Genomic DNA, 19,089 nt, shown 5'->3' with positions numbered 1-19,089 from the left:
ATAGATAATCACCCCCTACAATGAATTTTCCTGCAGAACTGAGTTATACGGAGGATCACGAGTGGATTCGGATTGAAGAGGACGGTACGGCCGTAGTTGGTATTACGGATTTCGCGCAGCATGAACTGGGCGATATTATTTTCGTAGACATCAACACCGTTGGCCAAACGCTGGCAAAAGGTGATGTTTTTGGGGCTGTAGAAGCCGTTAAAACGGTATCAGACCTGTTTTTGCCAATCGAAGGTGAAGTTCTGGAGTTGAATCCGGCGGTTGAGAAAAAGCCCGAGTTACTCAATACTGATCCGTATGGCGAAGGCTGGATTGTTCGTCTGAAACCGACCGATGGGACTCAGAAAGATGATTTGCTGACGGCTGATGCCTACCAGAAACTGGTTGGTGCCTGATCGATAAAATGTACTTTAAAAGGCTCCGAAGGGGCCTTTTTTTTAGCTAATTCAGTCACATTTACAGTCCCTCTTTGCAAAAAGTAGCGGATGTTTTTTATGCAATTTCTCATCCGTTCTGCCCGTATAGTCGACACTGCTTCGTCGTTCGACGGGCAGGTAGTTGATATTCTGGTTGACAACGGGCTGATTCGTCAAATTGGCGAAAATCTGTCTGCCGATACAGATACTCCGGTTATAGAATCGGATAATCTCCATGTCTCGTCGGGCTGGGTCGATATGCGCGTGCTGACGCAGGACCCTGGCTATGAGCATAAAGAAGACCTGACCAGTGTTTGTCGGGCTGCTGCTGCCGGTGGCTTTACGGATATAGCTGTATTGCCCAATACGCAGCCGGTAGTCGATGACAAAGGGACGCTGGGCTACGTCCGGCGCATGGCCGAAGGGCAACCCGTTACGGTACACGCCATTGCAGCCGTTACGAAAAAGGGTGCCGGTGAGGATTTTACAGAAATGCTCGATCTGCATCAGGCTGGCGCAGTAGCTTTCTCCGACGGAACGCACCCCCTTCAAAACCCGGATTTACTCCTTAAGACACTGCAATACCTTCAGCCTATCAACGGCTTGCTGATGAATCGGCCGGAGGAACAGTTATTGACGCGCTTTGGTCAGATGCACGAAGGCATCCAAAGTACCTTACTAGGTTTAAAAGGATTACCTGCCCTGGCTGAAGAACTGATGATTGAGCGCGACCTGCGGTTGCTGGACTATGTGCTTGGGTCAGACGATACAAGACAGGAGGTTGAAGCGTTAAGCAGTAACAACGCCACGGCTCCAGCTCCTACGCTTTCTGCACTTCATTTTTCTACCATTTCGTCCGCTCGTTCAGTCGAGCTGATTCGGCAGGCAAAAGCGGCTGGCGCCCCTGTGAGTTGTGATGTGGCCGTTCATCAACTGGTTTTTGATGACTCGGCCCTTGCCAGCTTTGATACCAACTTAAAAGTGAACCCACCGTTTCGGTCGGCTGCTGACGTAGAGGCACTTTGGGCTGGTTTGGCCGATGGTACTATTGACGCGATTGTGTCAGACCATTCACCCCAGGATGCTGAAAGCAAAAACCTGGAATTCGATCAGGCTGAGTTTGGCATTACCGGATTGGAAACGGTTTTTTCAGTACTCATAACGCATAATCGGAACGTACCCCTGGCTCAGTTGATTGAAAAGCTTACCGTTCGCCCCCGCGAAATACTTCGATTACCAGCGCAATCGATAGCCGAGGGACAGTTTGCCCGTCTGACGCTTTTTGATCCCACAAAAACGTGGGTTTACGAACGTACGTTCTCTAAATCGAAAAATTCGCCGTTTCTAGGTCAGTCATTCACAGGATGCGTTATCGGCACTGTGCACCAGGGCCAATTGATTCGTACATCATGAAAAGTATTCTTAGTCATTTCAGCCATCCGTTACTGAAAATTCCGCTGTTAGCGGGTCTGATAACGGGTGTTTTATGTTTTGTTTATTTCCTGGGCTTATATGTGCTGGACATTCCACCTCTGGGTAATATCCGTGTGCTGGATTACGGCATTCATATTATCGTGATGGTCGGTGCCGTCTGGTATTACCGAAAATACGTCGGTCATGGGCGGCTACACCTGTGGGAAGGGCTGACGATTGGTTATGTAATCAACACGGTGGCTGCGTTAATAACGGGCTGGCTTATTTATTTCTTCGTAACTCAGGTTGATCCGGGTGTATTTGCTGAGTACGTGGCCAATTCGAAGAAACTACTGCTGGAGGGTAAAAAGCAAATTACAGATCAGTTCGGGCCCGAGACATTTGCCGAACAGTGGAAAAAAGCGAGCACAATGGAGCCTTCTGTTCTGTTGCCGGATGAGCTTACTAAAAAAACAGCGTTGGCTGTAATACCCGTACTGGTTATTTCACTAATATTCCGCAAGCAGGACTACAGTGTTATGCAATAATTAATAAACTCTTTGTAGGATGGAAGAAAAGACCTCGACAACGCGCGTTGCCTTAAAGTGGGGACTAATATTGGCCGTAGTTTCCATTATTTATTCCATAATTCTCTTCGTTACTGATAGCATCGGTAATCGTGCGCTGGGCTTTGTTGCGTATGGATTGACCATTGCTGCCATTATCATGGCCATGCGTGAGTTCAGAACGCTCAATGGTGGCTTTATGACGTATGGAGAAGGTGTGGGCTTAGGTACTTTAACAGCCGCTATTTCTGGTTTTATCTCCAGCTTGTTTTCGGTATTCTACATGACCGTTATCGATACGGGTATTATGACGCGTGCGGCTGATAAAGCCCGTGAGCAGATGGAAGACCAGGGAATGTCGGACGAACAGATCGATAGTGCCATGGGCATCATGGAAAAATTCCAGAGTCCCGGAATTTTGTTTGCGTTCGGGGTTATTGGGTCAATCTTCTTAGGGCTGATTTTTTCACTGATTATTGCCGCATTTATACGTCGAAACAAAAACAATCCGTTTGAATAAGGGATTTGACGGAATGGTTACTTCACTGCGTGACGCCCAACTGATCCCGTTAGCCATTCAACGACTTCACTGTTCAATTAGAATCAAACGTGCTGGCCATTTTTCGTAAAGAAATCAGTCAATTTTTTTCGTCGCCCATTGCGTATATCATCATGGGCGTCTTTCTGACAGCAATGGGGTTACTCCTGTGGGTGTTTCCAGATACAAGTCTGCTGGAAAGTGGGTATGCCGACATGGGTACGTTTTTCAATCTGACTCCCTATCTTCTGCTGTTTCTGGTACCGGCGATTACGATGCGCTCCATTGCCGATGAAGTGCGGCTTGGTGCATTAGAATGGCTGTTGACCAAGCCCGTTAGCCGATGGGGAATCATAGGGGGGAAATTTCTGGCAAGCTGGCTATTGGTTGTTATTGTTCTGTTGCCAACGCTCATATACTACATTAGCCTTTATAAACTTGGCTCACCTGTAGGCAATATCGATTCGGCCGGGGTTTTTGGCTCGTATACCGGGTTGGTTTTATTGGCTGGAGTATTTGTGGCTATCGGCTTATGGGCCTCGTCATTCAACGATAATCAGGTGGTAGCCTTTGTTCTGGGGGTATTCGTAAGTTTTCTGCTGTATGTTGGGTTAAGTGCGCTGGCGAATCTATCGGTATTAGGCAGTATATCGTATTACTTATCCTTATTGGCATTGGACGAGCAGTATCGATCGCTTGGGCGTGGTGTAATTGATAGTCGGAATGTCATTTATCTGATCAGCGTGATCCTGCTTTTTCTTCTCTTGACAACCAACCGATTGAAATCAACTTTATGAAAATTTCGCCAATACTAGCTCGGTGGCTGGCTATCATCTGGACAATCATTATGCTGATTGGCTGCCTTACTCCTCATGATGACTTACCAGAAGAGTTACTATCCTGGAGTGATAAACTATTACATGTACTTATTTTTGCGCCGTTCACGCTGTTGTGGGCATTGGCTGGCTTTCCAATGGGTCGGGTACTTATTGCCGGCATACTTTTTGGCGCCCTGATCGAAGTCCTTCAATATATTTTGCCTATAAACCGAAGTGGTGATTTAATTGATCTGCTGGCCGATAGCCTGGGGGCTGTTGTAGGAATTGGTATAGCATGGTTAATTCCGCAGAAGTACAGATTTGTTTAAAACGATTATAGGCTCACCAGCACGACTAACATCGATACAGGAATTGACCTCTTCTCCTAAGCCGTAATGATTATGTAAGTAATGAGCCTCTGCATGACGAAGTATTAATTTGATGATGCTATTGTCGTTGATCATTGAGCTTCATTGGTAGCCTGGTGAAAACCGGGCAAAACGACAATAGACTTCGCTATTGGCCGAATTAAATTCCACATCACTGAATCCAGTGAGGCCAGTTTCCTGTCGCTAGCTGCCTATTTCAATATACCCGTACCCAAAAAGCGCCCCCTCTTTTTCGGGGTGTTTTTGTTTTATGGCGATTGATGTAAACTATACAAGAATAGTATCCTTTTTATAGGGTTATACGAGTGGGCGTGATTGAAAAGACTATAAAATGAGCTGTTAGGTTTTGTGAGTGACTGCTTGGGGTAGTGGTAACATAACAATGCATCAGCAATGTGGGTTTTAGAAGGATAGTTAATGGAATTCTAATGACGCATTCGGCCATAAGTAGTTGGGAAATTACCAACTTGGTCATCTAATCTTACATAGCTATGCATATTGGATTTATTGGTTTAGGCAAGATGGGCTATAACCTCGTCAGTAACTTGGTACGGCATGGGCATACCGTGGTGGGCTACGATATAAACGAGGCACTGGTTGAGGCCGTTAAGAAAGAGGGTGCTCAGGGGGCCAGTTCCCTACAGGATATGTATAACTCGCTACCTGAGAAACGAGTCCTCTGGCTGATGATTCCGGCCGGGGCTTTAATCGATAAGGTGATCGAGCAACTGTTACAGGTTATGAATCCGGGAGATGTGGTGATTGATGGCGGGAACTCCCATTATAAAGATTCAATTCGTCGGCACGAATATCTGAAACAGAAAGGAATCGGTTTTCTGGACTGTGGTACTAGTGGCGGTATGAGCGGAGCGCTGAATGGTGCCTGTACCATGGTCGGTGGCGATCCCGATGTCATCGAGCCTTTGCATACGGTTTTTAAAGATATTTCGGTTGAGGATGGGTACCTCTATACCGGCCCGGCGGGTAGTGGTCATTTTACGAAGATGGTTCACAACGGTATCGAGTATGGCATGATGCAGTCGATAGCAGAGGGGTTTGAAGTGCTATCGAAAAGCCCGTTCCCAATGGACTATCAGGCAGTTGCCAAAATGTGGAATCATGGCTCGGTTATTCGAAGTTGGCTGATGGAACTGACAGAAGATGCGTTTAAGAACGATCCTAACCTCGATTCGATAAAAGGAAAGATGTTTTCGTCGGGTGAGGGAAAATGGACACTCGAAACAGCCCTCGATCTTGAGGTACCAACACCTGTTATTGCGCTGTCGTTATTGATGCGTTATCGGTCATTGCAGGAGGATACATTTACTGGAAAAGTAGTGGCTGCTTTACGGAATGAGTTTGGTGGACACGCTGTTGAGAAAAAATAAAATTCGCACAAACAAAAAAATAGTTCAATTTCGTTCGCTTTTTTTCGTTAGTATTACACGAAGGTTCGGGCAGTTTCAATTGTCGTCCATAACGATATCGAACTGTTTCGAACCTTTTTGTTTACTCTTAACCACCGTAAAAGCTAATATGAAGCTTCTAGGCGCAATTAAAGACCCCACGTTTACAGGAAAGAATTACAATCGGTTTGATCGGTTTTTTCTTCAGTTTATTAAAGATGAACGCGATTTGCCCTTTATTTATCTTACCCTTCGCATCACATTTGTCCTGATTCCGCTAAGCGTGTTGCTATTTATGCCGTTTGTAACAGGTTGGGTTTGGTGGACGATAGCGGCTGCACATTTTTATGTAAGTAACTTTGTGTTTAAAGGCCCCTTTGGGCTTATGCTTCACTGCACCAGCCACCGCCAGTTCTTCAAATCGGAATATGGCTGGATGAATAATTACCTGCCGTGGATTGTTGCTCCTTTCTTCGGGCATACGCCTGAAACCTATTATAGTCACCACATAGGCATGCACCATCCCGAAAATAATCTGGAGGATGATGACAGTAGCACCATGACATTCCAGCGGGATAGTTTCCGCAGTTTTCTGGCCTATTTCGGGCGGTTTTTTGTGATTGGTGTGCGGAATTTGCTGGCTTATCTTCATCGGAAAAACCGCTCGAAACTAGCTACTCGTGCGCTTACCGGCGAGATTGTCTTTGCGGTCATTGCGTGTGTTTTACTCTATGTGAACTGGGCCGCTACGGTACTGGTCTTTTTATTTCCGCTGCTGGTATATCGCTTAATTGCCATGATGGGCAACTGGACACAGCATGCCTTTGTTGATGGCGACGAGCCAGGTAATGCCTACAAGAATAGTATTACCTGTATCAATGTGAAATACAATAAAAAATGCTGGAACGATGGCTATCATATCAGCCATCATGTTCGGCCTGCCTTGCACTGGACTGAGCATCCTACGTTTTTCCAGAAAACAATTGATAAATATGCCCATAATCAGGCCATTGTTTTTGATGGGCTTGATTTCCTCCAGATTTTTTTCCTGCTGATGCGCGGTCGGTATGATGTGTTGGTGAAAAATATGGTAAACATAAACGGGGCCTTCGCCAGCGACGAGGAAGCCATTGCCTTGTTACGTCGGCGTACGCGACGAATCATGGCTAATGATACCGTATTGGATGTACCCCAAGTGGCTGTTGCCTAGCTACATTTTGGTATAAAGCAGAAAGCTACAGAGAAGTATCAAAACCGATTCTCTGTAGCTTTCTGCTTTTTGTATTAGCAACGTTAGTTAGTGCCTCCGTCGATTCGGGCTTCAATAACCTGTTGAATATCAGTAGGTATGTTTGACAGGAAATCGTACCCCGTCAATGCTTCGAGTTTGTCGACAGTCGTGATATAGGCACGCCAGGGTTTATCAGCGGCTGATTGCTCATTAGGTATATTAACGGCAATGATGCGTGTGTTTTCAGTGAGCTGAAACGTGTTCTCAGCGCCATTCGGAACAACAATCAGGATTTTCCAGAGTGTGGCTGGGACAGTTAATTTGCCGTTGGCTATAGATGTGGCAAAACCGTTTTGGCCTGTACCACCTGTGCCGCTTACACCCGCAATAATGTAGACGTCGTTGCCGTTGCTCATCAGTTGACGCTCATACTCTTCTAAATTTTTCCAGACCTCGCGGTTGTGTCGTGGGGCTTGTGGCACGATGTTGGTTAGGAGAAATGTAGCGGCATTATCCTCGGGGGTTGCATCGCGATCGTCCGATGGGCAAAGGTGCCCCCGATCGAAACCGGTGTTGGTATAGTCGGACGGACGGGCAGCATACCAACCTGTTGGCAGTGTGGGGTCTGGCCGAAAATCGTTGGTACGTTTGCTATCTCCTTTTGAGGTAGAAGTCAATCGCCAACTGACCCAATTGGCAATTCCACGGCTACGATTGTAGGATAGCGTATACTGTGTCTTTGTCATCAGGTAATTGTCAGGGCTGTTGCCTGATGCGTTGCTTGGATTACCCAGGGCCAGGTTGTCGGCCCGATTTAGCGTAATCGTTGTGCTGGTGCTGGGCAAGGTTGGCCGAACACTAACACAGCTACTGATGAGCAGACTTGCCCCAATGGCGAACGCAAATGTTTTTAATTGATACTGTATCTGAATTGATTTTGCTAACATTCTTACGGAACTTTACAATCAATCCATAAATGTAGTGATTCTCTACGTAGTCAATGTCTGATTTTCAGAAGAGAATTAATACGTCCTCAATAGATGAGTAACTGCTATCATGGCTAAAAAGAAGCAACCTACTGCCTACGAGAATCCACGTTCGGCATCACCCAAACCTGCTCAAACCACCGCAACCAATTCTACCCGGCCAAGCTCAACCCGTGTCAACGAGACAGTCCAGCGTCCGGTAACGCGCCCAGCCACCACTAAAGTGGCTACAGCACCAGACCCATCGGATTTACCTATCGAAAAACGTCCGGTTGTCTGGTGGCCGGTAGCGGCTTTGGCCCTGTTAGGCTTCGTTTTATACGTTAACACCTTTGGCCACCAGTACGCGCTCGACGATATAGCTGCCGTTGGTCAGAATTTATTCGTTAAAAAAGGCCTGGCCGGTATACCCGATCTGCTTCGTACCGAATTCTGGCATTTCAGCAACATCTCCCTGGGATATTATCGTCCATTGTCGCTGATTACGTTTGCGATGGAGCAGGAGTATTTCAAAGATAATCCGAACATCAGCCACATGATCAATGCTGGCTTGTACGCCCTGACTGGGCTGTCTATTGGCGCCTTGCTTCAGAAATGGCTACCGGGTCAACCAATTACCGCTTTTTTGATTGGACTGGTCTTTATTGCGCATCCGATCCATACTGAGATTGTAGCGAATATTAAAGGACGTGATGAAATCCTGAGTTTCCTGTTTATCTCGCTGATGTTGCTGTCGTACTGGAAGCATCTGGAATCGGCTACGTCGTTCTGGTACAAAGGGCCGGTTGGCGACTGGCTCTTTGGTGGGTTATTTGGCCTGTTCGCCATTGTCGGTGGCTGGGTAATTGGCAGTAGTCTGACAGGGAGTACGTTTGGGGGCATCGTCGGGGTGCTGATTATGGGCTCATTGTCGGCAAGTTGGGTAGGGCTGGCGTGTGTATCGCTGTATTTTGCATTCCTATCCAAAGAGTCGTCAATTGTGAGTCTGGCGCTGATTCCGGCTATGCAGTACTGGTTTGCTCGTCGGAATGTCTGGCAGTCGCTCATCAGTTTATGGCCATTTCTGGTTGTTGCTGCTTTATTTTTCTTCCAGAAACAAAAGATGATTGGTACCCTTAGCGGAACCCCTCCGGTCGACTGGGCCAACTATCCATATAAGATTTTGCAGACCGAGAAATCGACAACCTTCAAATTCCTGATGTACTATATCCGGTTGTTGATCTTGCCACATCCGCTTGTCTACGACTATTCGTACAATGTGATTCCATCGGGGAGCAAAGGTGATTTGCTGACCTGGGCTGGCTTCCTGTCGCTGATTGCCTTAGCCTGGTTAGGCTGGAAAGGGTTTATGAAGCGTACGCTATGGGGCTTTGGCATTTTCTGGTTCTTCGTTACTATGGCTCCTGGTCTGGGTTTTATCTGGATGCGGGGTGGTATCTTCGCTGAACGTTTCGCATATGCAGCCGTGATGGGCTTTGCGTTCATTCTGATCTGGGCCTTACAAAAACTCCTTGTTCGGGGAGATGCCAAGGCATCGGATGAGCCTGCTGCCAAACCGGCATTGGTTCGTTATGCCCCGTTGCTGGGATTGATGGCTGTTGTTGCTGGGCTCTATTCGTTTAAAACCGTTGAACGTAACCGCGATTGGGAGAATAATTTCATCCTGTTCAATTCGGCGCTGCCTTATGCACCCAATAGCTGCCAGGTACAACGACACGTGGCGAATGAGTGGATTGAGAAAGGGTTGAAAGATCGTGCCAAAGCGGATTCAATTGCGAATGCAACCAATGCAATCAAGCCTAAACCAACACCTGAACAGATCAAGAAAGCGCAGACGTTGATCGACACCAATATCGCCCACGCGAATGTACATGGCCGTTGGGCACTTGACCATTTGCAGGAGTCGACCCGTATCTATCCGAACTTTGGGGAAGCCTATTTCTCGATGGCGTATGTTTTCCAGAAAATTACGCCCAACGTCGATTCGGCCAAGTATTATTACAAGCAAACTATTCGGGCGGCCAACGCATATGCACCCGCTTATAATAACCTGGGGGTAATTTATCAGGGCGAAGCTCAGGCGCAAAATAATCGGCAAAAACTAGAGCTGGCGTCGTACTATTACAATCGCTCGATGGTTGTAAACCCGGCTTATGTGGATGGGCAGAACAACCGCGCTAACTTACTGAAAGCGTATGGTATTGATGTGAAAGTGCTGCCAGATTCGATTATTAATAAGTACTAGTGGATTCTAAATCAGGAGAAAACTCGCGTGAGCTGGCTCCAGATTGTGGTTTTTAGCGTCACATAATTGAAATGCATCATTCGGGGGTTGACGATATCGTCAACCCCCGAATTGCTTTTATTCTTCCGCCAGCGTACGGGAGATGTTCATCCGGTAAACGCCCAGAGCAGGCAAGGCAGCGGCCAAAATGCCAATGAGTAGAGCAATGCCCAGAAGTGCCCACTCTTCGGGCAGAATGCCAAAAGCCGCCAGATTATAGTGATACTCATCCGAAACGGTTCCCGAGAATAACCACAGCCCAACACGGCTAAGTAACAGCCCCAGCACAAAACCGATCAGCGCCAGTACAATACCTTCCAGCAAGAGCATGCCAAACAACTGAGCGCGTGTGGCACCCATCGATAGCATGAGCGCCATTTCGTAGCGCCGTTCTTTCAATGAGTTATAGAGCGATACAAATACGCTAATACCCGAAATCAGCATAATCACAATAGCCAGTCCGCGCAGGGTTTCGACACCTATGCCCAGCAGTGAAAAAAGTCGATTGATTTCAATGTTCGGTAAGGCTGCCTGAAGTTTGGAGTTGCTATTGATGCCCCGAGCCAGCATCATTCCCATGGGATTCCGGAACTTGATGAGCATGCTGGTGATTTCGCGGGGCTCCTCCTCGTGTTCCTCGTGCTCTTCACCAGCCTCATGCGCTCCCCCTTCGTCGTGATGCTCGTCATGATGGGCGTGAATGGCCCATACACTCGATACAGGGGTCAGGATGAGTTGGTCGGTAACTGTGTTGGTTGGTGTGAGGATACCGACAACCTTGTATTTGGAGTCGCCGTGCTCTTCGCCGTCTTTATCCAGTCCATGCGAACTGGCAAAGGTATCCCCGATTTTTAAGCCCGTCACATCAGCTACGCGAGGACCAATGACTACTTCCAGATCATTCTGAAATAATTTCCCCTGACCCACCGTGGCACCAAAATGATCGAGGTATTTTTTGTTGGTACCTATGATCCGAAATGAGCGGTAGTTATCGCCCATAGCCAGTGGAATGGCCGTTTTGATCATCGGATTACGGGAAAGCCGCTCTGCCTCATCGAGGGGGATATTACCAACGGGCGAGTCGATCTGATAAATACTGGATAGAATCAATTGTAAGGGGCTGCCTTTCGCACCCAGCACCATGTCGATGCCCCGAATATTTTTCCGAAACTGATCATCCAGCTGTTTGTTGAGTAGCAACAAAAGCGAGATAATCGTAATACCAAATGTCATCAACAGGCCGCTTAGAAAGCTGCTTAAAGGCTTGTCTCGCAGATTACTCCAACTAATTCGGAAAAGATTCATGGCGAAAGTTATTGGATAATGAACAATGGATAATGTAAAATGAAAAACTGCCAGGCTACTTATGTATTATTCATTCTACATTATTCATTCACCTAAAGGTCCAGTTTGAAATGATGGCTGACTATGTTGAACCGTTTGTTCAGGTAGAGCCGATGGGCATCGTACCGAGCCGGATTCTGTCCTGAATCGAGCGAAACGCATTGACAACCCGCTTGCCGGGCCTGATCGATAATGAAATCAACGAGGGCACTGGCGTATCCTTTTCCACGCGCTTCGGGCAGAGTCGACAGGTCGTCGATGTAGAGCGTTTTGCCGCTGTACAGGAAATTCAGGTAGCGATAGCCCGTGACGGCCGGGATGGGCTCATCAGGATTGCCGGTATCGATATAGGCAAGAACAAATCCATCCGTTTGCTGTTGGGAACGAATCCGGTCGAATGCCTCGGCTGGAGTCAGGTGCGAACGCAGAGCCAGCATGGCAGGAATACACCGTTCAATTTCGGCGTCGGTAGTGGCAATCTTAATCGTCATAGTTGTTGGCGGATTTGCTGTAAAATCACATCGCCCCCTCGCTCCAGAATGGCTTCGGCCAACGAATGGCCAATTGCCGACGCTTCGGCTGGAGAGCCTGTAAAAGTTTCGCGGAGTAACTGGCTCCCGTCCAGGCTGACGAGTCCGCCTGTAAGGGTGATGGTTTGGTCGGATGTCCAGTGCGCCAGCGCAAAGGAGGGAATACTACAGCCCCCTTCCAGCCGGGCCAGAAAAGCGCGTTCGGCGCGTAGGCAGGCTGCTGTCGGTGCATGATTGATACGCTGCGTAATGGCTTCACTCACCAATGGGTCTAGTGCTGTAGCAGCTTCGATCGCAATGGTTCCCTGGCCTACGGCGGGTACAAACTCAGATAGGGGCAACTGTTCGGCAATCAGGTCGTCGTATCCCATCCGATGTACACCCGCATAGGCTAGCAGCAGGGCATCGCATTGGCCTTCGTCGAGCTTACGGATACGCGTTTGCAGATTTCCACGCATCTCAACCGTAGTCAGATGGGGGCAATAGTGTTTAAGCATGGCCACCCGGCGCGTGGATGAGGTTCCGATACGGAAGGGCTGTCCGCTGCTTAACGACAGCGATTTGTTCCGACTGACAAGTACATCACTGGCCTGTTCGCGTTCGGTAAAAGCAATAATGGCCAGATCGGCAGGTAAACTAGAGGGTAAATCTTTGGCACTATGAACCGCAATATCGATGCTGCCATCACGAAGCTGGTCTTCCAGCTCCTGTGTAAAAACGCCTTTACTGCCAATTTTGGCGAGCGATCGGTCGAGCACCAGATCTCCTTTCGTTTCAATCAATACCAGTTCGGAGGATAAGCCTCCCTGTTGAAGCAGCGTTTGAATATGCTCGGCCTGCCAAAGGGCCAGGCGACTACTTCGGGTTCCTATTCGAATATGCATGATTCACAAAGATACAGCACGAACTATAGCTTTCCGTATATCAACAAATGGATATTGTGGTGTGGCCGACTTTCCACAGAAAGCCCAGAAATCGCAACAGTCTAGAAAAGCGTAAGTAACGATAAAGAATTGGCATAAAGCCACTTGAACGTGTCAAAAAGGCATTTTTTAGGCAAATTTTCAATGATTTCACCTGTCATACTGGCCGAAAAAGTCGGAATAAACCTTTAGGCACGGGGTTTGTCTATAAGATAGTAATTGAACAGTAAACAACACCACTATGAAAGCGATAGAAAACGTGTTTCAGGGAACAGGCGGGCAGATCGACTTGCTGAATACCCTTTATGGTGGATCTAGTCAGACCACTATGAACGTAGAGCGGGAAGATGAACGCCTGGTTATTACCTTGTCAGCTCCTGGTGTAAAGGCCAACTCGTTTAATGTGCTGGTTGAGGGCAGTAAACTCGTTCTCTATACCTTACTAGTTGGCACAAGTGAGCACCAGGAAGAGGGTATCAGCCAGCGACTGGCCGTACCGATGTTCCTTCGGGTTCTGGACATCCCATCCTTTGTTGATGCTGACCAAATAGAAGCTATTCACGAACAGGGTCGGGTAATGGTTATGCTGCCTTTCAAAGACGAAGAGCAGATGCACCGTCGGATCGATATAAAAAACTTGTTTTAAGCAAACTACTCAGAATCTCTTCCGGAACCCAGATATGGTTCTGTTGCCTATAGATGAGTTCGGCCGCTTCTACGGAAGCGGCTTTTTGCGTTTAGGGCCTTCCGATTGACTTATTGCGTAGATTCCTGTAGTACGCACCCCTGGCTGGCCTGTTGATTAGACAATACTGATTTCCTGTTCGTCGTGGTACTGCCTCCGTCCGTCCGACCATTCGAGGTATACTCGCCAAAGACCCTTCGCCAGTTTATCCGTCGGTACCACGTATCTGGACTTACTGGTTGGCTGAACAGGTATGTGTATGTCTTCCTCAATACCATTCCGCTTGCTGAACGTCAGGTTACACCGAAGGAACGACATGGGCAAAACAAAAGCCAGAATTTGAGAAGCAGGTTCGAATGTCATGGTTCACAAAGAGTAGGTGTCGAAAACGTATTCTGAGTCAAAAATACCCCTTTTTATCGGCACCTTCTATGATATACGTCAAGAAAACGATTGACTAGTTTCAAAACAGGGGCTGATATTCATCAGGATCAAGACAACAAAATACGTGCAGTTTTGGGTCGTCATTACAACCACTTAGTATGCTGAACCGACTGATAATCATACTGCTCTGCTTGCCTCTCTCCGCTTTTGCCCAACAGCCCGCCGACTGGGCCAGGTTACGACAATATGTTGGTGAAATTGGTGTAGAAGAGCCATGTGATACGCCCACTGCTACCTGTTTGCGATCCTGTTTTATGCAGATCGTGTATGGGAAGCCTCATGCACGGCTGGGTTATCAGGGGTTAAAAGAGCGAGTGGATACCGCTCGTATTAATCAACTCACAGATTTGTTCCTGACAGGCGCTGACTGGTGCCCACTACTGGATTCGATGGAGTCGCATGACCCTGCTTATCGACAACTTAAGGCTTATTGTATACGTTGCCTGGTCGACGATTATATGGCCGATTCTCTGACGATTGAGCAGGTCAAAACCACACTGAATTTCTACCGATGGCTTAATCGGTTTCCGGCTGATAAACGCGTGATTGTCAATATCCCGTCGGCTACGTTACGCGTGCTTGATCAGGATGGGACTATACAGCTAAGTAGTCGGGTAATTGTCGGAAAACCAGGCACGCCTACCCCTTTGTTCAATGCGCAAATTACAGGGCTGGTTACCTATCCTTACTGGAATGTGCCACATTCAATAGCGATAAACGAATTACTGCCAAAAATCTGGAAAAATCCGGCAGCGACACTAGCTGCCATGAATCTACAAATCATCGACGGAACAGGAGCAATTGTTTCGCCGGAGTCGGTAAACTGGTCGGCCTATACGGTCAAAACATTTCCGCATCGGCTTCGGCAATCGACTGGCTGCGACAATGCGCTTGGCATTCTGAAATTCAATGTAAACGACCCGTACGACATTTACCTGCACGATACCAATCAACGTACCCTGTTTACTCATGACAAGCGGACGTTGAGCCACGGCTGCATCCGGGTCGAAAAACCTGTTGAACTGGCTAATCTGGTGCTGGGCAAACCCCATTTTGCTCGTTCATTCCTGACGACCTGTCAGAAGCAGACGCAGCCTAAAACCGTCACTATCCCAAAACCGATTCCAGTGATTGTAACCTACAATCTGCTCGACGTTGACGATCAGGGTGCCATTGTGGTGTACAAAGACGTGTACGGCTGGTGGAAACTGGATTCATAGGTCCTGACCCTAACCCACGTGCTATTCTGTCAATAAACTATTTTTACTTAAATCATGAATGCTATGAAGCGGATTACGAAAGGTGTTATTCCCCTTGCATTGGGTGGGTTTCTTATCGCCTGTGCAGCTACCAAAGAGCCTAATGAAACGGTTGAGAAAGCATTTGTCAAAAAATTTGGTCAGGTAGACTCTGTCAAATGGACGCGTAATGCCGATTATTCCTACGCCCATTTTGTGTTTGATGGCAAGCCGGTAGTCGCTGTGTTTGGTAACGACGGTCAGTATATCGAAACGGATCGGGCTAAACCAACCCCTTAGGTGCTGCAAAGACCCGATGCGATGTAAATGAGCTACAGGTTTATTGTCAATGCCAGCGAAGTGCGTTAATGTTCTGTCCAATCTTTTTCCCTTCCGAGAGGCCAACTTCATTATCATGACGGGTATGAATCCCGCCCATCAGCCGGGAGTTAGCACATTCCAGAGCTGCCTCCCAGAAGGAGCGGTAGTGGCGAACTTCATAAGGGAGCGTATGTGTGGTCAGGCTGGGATAATAGTAAGGTTGCTGAGCCGAGGCCGACTTAACCAGAATCATTTCCTCTGAATAGTAGGTGTAGGGTGCCCGGTTCGTATGGGTATTATCGGTGAAGGAAAATGCATCGCCGTAAAGTTCCGTCAAAACGGTGGCTGTAGCGGCTGACTGAACTGCGTGGCCCGAATAGAAAGAAGGAAAGGGCGGTTCCAGAAAGAAGGGTAACCAGGGTTTCTTGTTTTTGTCTGGCGAAATAGTGGTGTGTATGAACGAAGAGGGGCGTTCTACCATATACGTGAATTTGGTTTTCCAACAGCAGATAAAGGCATCGGCCACGGCCATGCCTACCCGTGCATAGGTCTCGCAGGCTTTCACTAAATCGACATTACTATTTCGAATCGCAATGGTTGCCAGATTGTACGAATGGCCGGGAGGGGAGCAAGTCTCTGTAGGGTCGTCGCCCCACCACATCACAATGGCCTGATCGGTTGGACTGAGCGACTTTTTACGATCAAATACTTCTTTATACTGCTGGTAGTATTGGCTGCTGGTATCTGTTGAATAGACAAGGGGCTTGGGTAACGGTAATCGGCTGTTTCGGGGAGCGAACGTGCGATTCTGACCCCAGGTAGGATGCATAGGGATTTTCGTGTTCGATTGGCCAACCAGAGGGGGCACCCACACGCCCGTACCAGCAGGACGAACGTAGTCGGCAGGGAAATTACGTAGGTAGCCCTCGTGTCCGCCGTCGCTGATTGACCACTGGTAAATTTTTTTAGCTATAGCTTTGCCGAATTGTTCAGATCGATCAACAATGGACGGGTCCAACTGGGCGGCATACGTTTGGTGAATAGCCATCTCCAGCGAATCGATAGGCCCCGTTTTTTCGGTGTAAGCGTAAAGTGCCTTTAGCAAGTAGGCCTGACCTGCGTTGAGGGCAAGTTCCCAATAGTACGTTTGCCCCGAAACAGGCTTGGGCAAAGAGAGCGTGTCTGACAATAGCCGAATAACGGATTTATGCCGTTTGGAAGAATAAACAACGGTTTCGTACATGCAAAGCCCTAAATAACCGATAGCCCTGGAACCGTAAGTCGGCGTATTTTTCGGCGCTTTGGTCATAATACGTACCGTCATGTCGGCCCAGGTAGTAGCCAGTTGCTGGCTAGTTAGCACGGCTTGAGTAGGCTGTGCTTTTAGTGTATAAACAAGGCTAAGGAGTAAACAGAATTGGCCAATACTCCTCTTGATTAAGTTATTCATTATCTTTTTATTAACCCAAGAGCTGGAAGGCAAAAAGTTTGCCAACTGCAGTTGTCTTTGTTTGAAGAAATGGCAATACAAATGATTATGTTGTATTTCATGGCGGTTATACCAGAATACCCTAGTTAAAGTATATTGCTTAGTCTTAATCTGATCCGCTAATTATTAACCCAATCAATAAATCGATTCAAAAAAATCAAGATTTAATCCTATCGTTGTATTGATTATTTCAGAAGCGTATTACTTTTGTATAGATACCAGTACAACCATGCTTCAAAAACAGGTTTCGATAGGCTTATTTGCCCTTCTGCTGTGCCACACTCTGGCTAGTGCCATTGTGGGTATGGTTAGTTGGTGGCGAGCCGAAAACGACCTGTCAGAGCGATTGCTTGTGTATCGGTCAGTCGATAGCATCGTTGAGTTTCAGGTACCCCTCAATGATCAAGCTGATGGTAAGACAATTGCGCGTACTACAGAGGATGGGTTCAGTTATCGGGGCCGCTATTACACGGTCGTTAGCCTGGAACTGACGGGAGATACATTGCACATTGCTGGGCTGGAATCCCGTAGTCATTCGGTTTGGCAGGATGATCTGCTCTCGTTTCTCAACGACCATTTGGCTACCTCTTCAGATACCAATCAGAAAGCGGGTCAATTGCTGAAGTTTCTGCTCAAAGAGTATTCACCCGGTTCGCCGGTTGTTCTTCATTTTCATCCTTCAACCTGGCAGCAGTCTGTCCGGGTTCCCGAAAAGCCGGTCGCTTTTGCCACCCGCTCTTCGTCGATTCATTCTCCTCCGCCCGAGTGGGCTATCTAATGGTTTGTACGCCTGCATTCGGCATACTCGCATAGCTTTTAAGCTTTGCTTACTGGTCGTTTCGTAATTGTACAATACCCCCTCTTTCTACTTACGTCCCAACGGCATTTAACCGATGGACCCGAATAGGCTTTTTGTACTAGCAAAAGTCTCCGTTCGCCATTTGGTTTGCCAGAAAACGAGTTTGGCTCGGGGTCAAGGCATATCGATTTCGTCGGTAAGTGCTGAATGGTTGTAGGCAATACAAGCGTTCCCCCAGGTAACCGCCTGACGGACCTTTTTATTCGGCTGACATCAAATCCGTTGCGAGAATGGTTCTGTCCGGTATCCCTACGACAGCGAAGGATCTGGGTAACCAAGGAAACTATATCCCATAAAACATAAAAACCGGACCACTACCCTGTAGTAGTCCGGCTCAACAGTATTAAATGATAGGTTGGTAGTCTATGCTCCTCACCAGTTTTGCTGGTGAGGACATCATGCTCGACAAACTTAATCGTCTTACTGACAAATACCTATAATTCTTGTGAAGAAGCATTGGTTTATAGCATTTTTAATCTGTCGATCTCATGAAATTCAATAAGTGGAAAATGGCGTTACTAGTATGGTCGGCAATGTTTCCATACAGCACAGTCGTAAGCTATGGTCTGGCCCAGTTACCGTTTACGGCCCACTGGCCTGTGTTTGTCCGAACGTTTTGTCTGACCTGTCTGCTGGTGCCTTATATGGTTTGTCTGGCGCTACCTTTTCTGACTCAGCGTTTTCAAAAATGGCTACAACAAACGACTCATTCCCGGCAAACCTTACCCGGTCCGCTTGAGCAACCCTTGCCCGGTTAACCTACGCTGATCAAGTGTAGAGCAGTAGTCTAAATGTCCTAAAAATCTCAGTAGAGCCTATTTAGCTAATATCAGTTCCACCAATTAATTCCTTTATCTAAATCAAATCAAACTATGGAGGCATCCAACGACCAAGTGCTGAAAAACCAGGAATCGATCCTGGCTAATCAGGAATCAATTTTAAAAAATCAGGAGTCGATCCTATCCAACCAGGCTAGTCTGGAATCGATTCTGAGCAATCAGCAAACGATTATTGCCAACCAGGAAAGTATTTTAGGAAACCAACAGTCGATTCTGAAAAATCAGGAACTGCTGGAAACGATTGTGGCTAATCAGGAAACAATCCTGAGTCGGTTAAATAAGTAGCCTGTTCTTAACTGGCCATAGCGACGAAACGTCTTAACCGGCTGTCGCTATGGTTGGGCTCTGCTATCCTGTACAA

The 19,089-nt window shown here is 47.4% G+C and carries 21 protein-coding genes; 15 read left to right on the top strand and 6 right to left on the bottom strand.

Going from position 1 to position 19,089, the window contains the following annotated elements; translation table 11 throughout:
* The first annotated feature begins 20 nt into the window (after positions 1 to 20).
* The 8 genes from gcvH (at position 21) to BGO59_RS08125 (ending at position 6,765) form a co-directional block, all read left to right on the top strand.
* Positions 21 to 404 (top strand): glycine cleavage system protein GcvH, encoded by a 384-nt coding sequence (gcvH, locus tag BGO59_RS08160; protein WP_293683035.1) that lies wholly within the window; start codon positions 21 to 23, stop codon positions 402 to 404.
* 99 nt (positions 405 to 503) lie between these two features.
* Positions 504 to 1,838 carry a dihydroorotase family protein gene (locus tag BGO59_RS08155; protein ID WP_293683033.1) on the top strand — a complete coding sequence of 445 codons (1,335 nt, stop codon included), beginning with the start codon at positions 504 to 506 and terminating at the stop codon, positions 1,836 to 1,838.
* The gene (locus tag BGO59_RS08150; RefSeq protein WP_293683031.1) at positions 1,835 to 2,386 is read left to right on the top strand and encodes a DUF4199 domain-containing protein; all 552 of its coding nucleotides are present in this window, start codon (positions 1,835 to 1,837) and stop codon (positions 2,384 to 2,386) included. The genes BGO59_RS08155 and BGO59_RS08150 overlap by 4 nt, the downstream gene beginning before the upstream one ends.
* A 19-nt stretch (positions 2,387 to 2,405) precedes the next feature.
* The gene (locus tag BGO59_RS08145; RefSeq protein ID WP_293683029.1) at positions 2,406 to 2,924 is read left to right on the top strand and encodes a DUF4199 domain-containing protein; all 519 of its coding nucleotides are present in this window, start codon (positions 2,406 to 2,408) and stop codon (positions 2,922 to 2,924) included.
* 89 nt (positions 2,925 to 3,013) lie between these two features.
* Positions 3,014 to 3,739 (top strand): gliding motility-associated ABC transporter permease subunit GldF, encoded by a 726-nt coding sequence (gene gldF, locus BGO59_RS08140; protein WP_293683027.1) that lies wholly within the window; start codon positions 3,014 to 3,016, stop codon positions 3,737 to 3,739.
* Positions 3,736 to 4,089 carry a VanZ family protein gene (locus BGO59_RS08135; protein WP_293683025.1) on the top strand — a complete coding sequence of 118 codons (354 nt, stop codon included), beginning with the start codon at positions 3,736 to 3,738 and terminating at the stop codon, positions 4,087 to 4,089. The genes gldF and BGO59_RS08135 overlap by 4 nt, the downstream gene beginning before the upstream one ends.
* A 551-nt stretch (positions 4,090 to 4,640) precedes the next feature.
* On the top strand, positions 4,641 to 5,537 hold the full coding sequence (gene gnd / locus BGO59_RS08130; RefSeq protein WP_293683023.1) for a phosphogluconate dehydrogenase (NAD(+)-dependent, decarboxylating): 897 nt from the start codon (positions 4,641 to 4,643) through the stop codon (positions 5,535 to 5,537).
* A 148-nt stretch (positions 5,538 to 5,685) separates the two neighbouring features.
* Entirely contained in the window at positions 5,686 to 6,765 is a 1,080-nt protein-coding gene (locus tag BGO59_RS08125; RefSeq protein WP_293683021.1) for a fatty acid desaturase, read from the top strand.
* Between the two features lie 83 nt (positions 6,766 to 6,848).
* Here the strand turns inward: BGO59_RS08125 and BGO59_RS08120 are convergent, their stop codons facing one another.
* On the bottom strand, positions 6,849 to 7,733 hold the full coding sequence (locus tag BGO59_RS08120) for a DNA/RNA non-specific endonuclease (protein ID WP_293683019.1): 885 nt from the start codon (positions 7,731 to 7,733) through the stop codon (positions 6,849 to 6,851).
* Positions 7,734 to 7,842: 109 nt separating this feature from the next.
* On the opposite strand from BGO59_RS08120, the gene BGO59_RS08115 reads away from it, so the two are divergent.
* Positions 7,843 to 10,017, top strand: a complete 2,175-nt coding sequence (locus tag BGO59_RS08115) for a tetratricopeptide repeat protein (protein WP_293683017.1) — start codon at positions 7,843 to 7,845, stop codon at positions 10,015 to 10,017.
* A 117-nt stretch (positions 10,018 to 10,134) separates the two neighbouring features.
* Here the strand turns inward: BGO59_RS08115 and BGO59_RS08110 are convergent, their stop codons facing one another.
* The 3 genes from BGO59_RS08110 to hemC all read right to left on the bottom strand — a co-directional run bounded on the left by BGO59_RS08110 (position 10,135) and on the right by hemC (position 12,814).
* Entirely contained in the window at positions 10,135 to 11,361 is a 1,227-nt protein-coding gene (locus BGO59_RS08110; RefSeq protein WP_293683015.1) for an FtsX-like permease family protein, read from the bottom strand.
* A 92-nt stretch (positions 11,362 to 11,453) separates the two neighbouring features.
* Positions 11,454 to 11,891 (bottom strand): GNAT family N-acetyltransferase, encoded by a 438-nt coding sequence (locus BGO59_RS08105; RefSeq protein ID WP_293683013.1) that lies wholly within the window; start codon positions 11,889 to 11,891, stop codon positions 11,454 to 11,456.
* Positions 11,888 to 12,814 carry a hydroxymethylbilane synthase gene (gene hemC / locus BGO59_RS08100; protein ID WP_293683011.1) on the bottom strand — a complete coding sequence of 309 codons (927 nt, stop codon included), beginning with the start codon at positions 12,812 to 12,814 and terminating at the stop codon, positions 11,888 to 11,890. Before hemC ends, BGO59_RS08105 begins: the two co-directional genes overlap by 4 nt.
* Before the next feature lie 280 nt (positions 12,815 to 13,094).
* On the opposite strand from hemC, the gene BGO59_RS08095 reads away from it, so the two are divergent.
* Entirely contained in the window at positions 13,095 to 13,499 is a 405-nt protein-coding gene (locus tag BGO59_RS08095; protein ID WP_293683009.1) for an Hsp20/alpha crystallin family protein, read from the top strand.
* A gap of 156 nt (positions 13,500 to 13,655) precedes the next feature.
* Here BGO59_RS08095 and BGO59_RS08090 read toward each other — a convergent pair whose 3' ends face one another.
* On the bottom strand, positions 13,656 to 13,901 hold the full coding sequence (locus BGO59_RS08090; protein ID WP_293683007.1) for a FixH family protein: 246 nt from the start codon (positions 13,899 to 13,901) through the stop codon (positions 13,656 to 13,658).
* A 179-nt stretch (positions 13,902 to 14,080) separates the two neighbouring features.
* Here BGO59_RS08090 and BGO59_RS08085 point away from each other — a divergent pair, with 179 nt between their 5' ends.
* A complete protein-coding gene (locus BGO59_RS08085; protein WP_293683005.1) occupies positions 14,081 to 15,202 on the top strand; it encodes a L,D-transpeptidase family protein in 1,122 nt (373 codons plus the stop codon).
* Between the two features lie 63 nt (positions 15,203 to 15,265).
* Positions 15,266 to 15,520, top strand: a complete 255-nt coding sequence (locus tag BGO59_RS08080; RefSeq protein WP_293683003.1) for a hypothetical protein — start codon at positions 15,266 to 15,268, stop codon at positions 15,518 to 15,520.
* Between the two features lie 46 nt (positions 15,521 to 15,566).
* Here BGO59_RS08080 and BGO59_RS08075 read toward each other — a convergent pair whose 3' ends face one another.
* The gene (locus BGO59_RS08075) at positions 15,567 to 16,991 is read right to left on the bottom strand and encodes a vanadium-dependent haloperoxidase (RefSeq protein WP_293683001.1); all 1,425 of its coding nucleotides are present in this window, start codon (positions 16,989 to 16,991) and stop codon (positions 15,567 to 15,569) included.
* A 268-nt stretch (positions 16,992 to 17,259) separates the two neighbouring features.
* On the opposite strand from BGO59_RS08075, the gene BGO59_RS08070 reads away from it, so the two are divergent.
* The 3 genes from BGO59_RS08070 to BGO59_RS08060 all read left to right on the top strand — a co-directional run bounded on the left by BGO59_RS08070 (position 17,260) and on the right by BGO59_RS08060 (position 19,013).
* Positions 17,260 to 17,808, top strand: coding sequence for a hypothetical protein (locus BGO59_RS08070; RefSeq protein WP_293682999.1), 549 nt, complete (start codon positions 17,260 to 17,262; stop codon positions 17,806 to 17,808).
* Positions 17,809 to 18,377: 569 nt separating this feature from the next.
* Positions 18,378 to 18,647, top strand: coding sequence for a hypothetical protein (locus tag BGO59_RS08065; RefSeq protein WP_293682997.1), 270 nt, complete (start codon positions 18,378 to 18,380; stop codon positions 18,645 to 18,647).
* A gap of 114 nt (positions 18,648 to 18,761) precedes the next feature.
* On the top strand, positions 18,762 to 19,013 hold the full coding sequence (locus tag BGO59_RS08060; RefSeq protein ID WP_293682995.1) for a hypothetical protein: 252 nt from the start codon (positions 18,762 to 18,764) through the stop codon (positions 19,011 to 19,013).
* The last annotated feature ends 76 nt before the right edge of the window (positions 19,014 to 19,089 follow it).

The sequence above is a fragment of the Spirosoma sp. 48-14 genome (assembly GCF_001898575.1).
Classification (GTDB): Bacteria; Bacteroidota; Bacteroidia; order Cytophagales; family Spirosomataceae; genus Spirosoma.
This window is presented reverse-complemented; position numbering and strand designations above follow the sequence as displayed.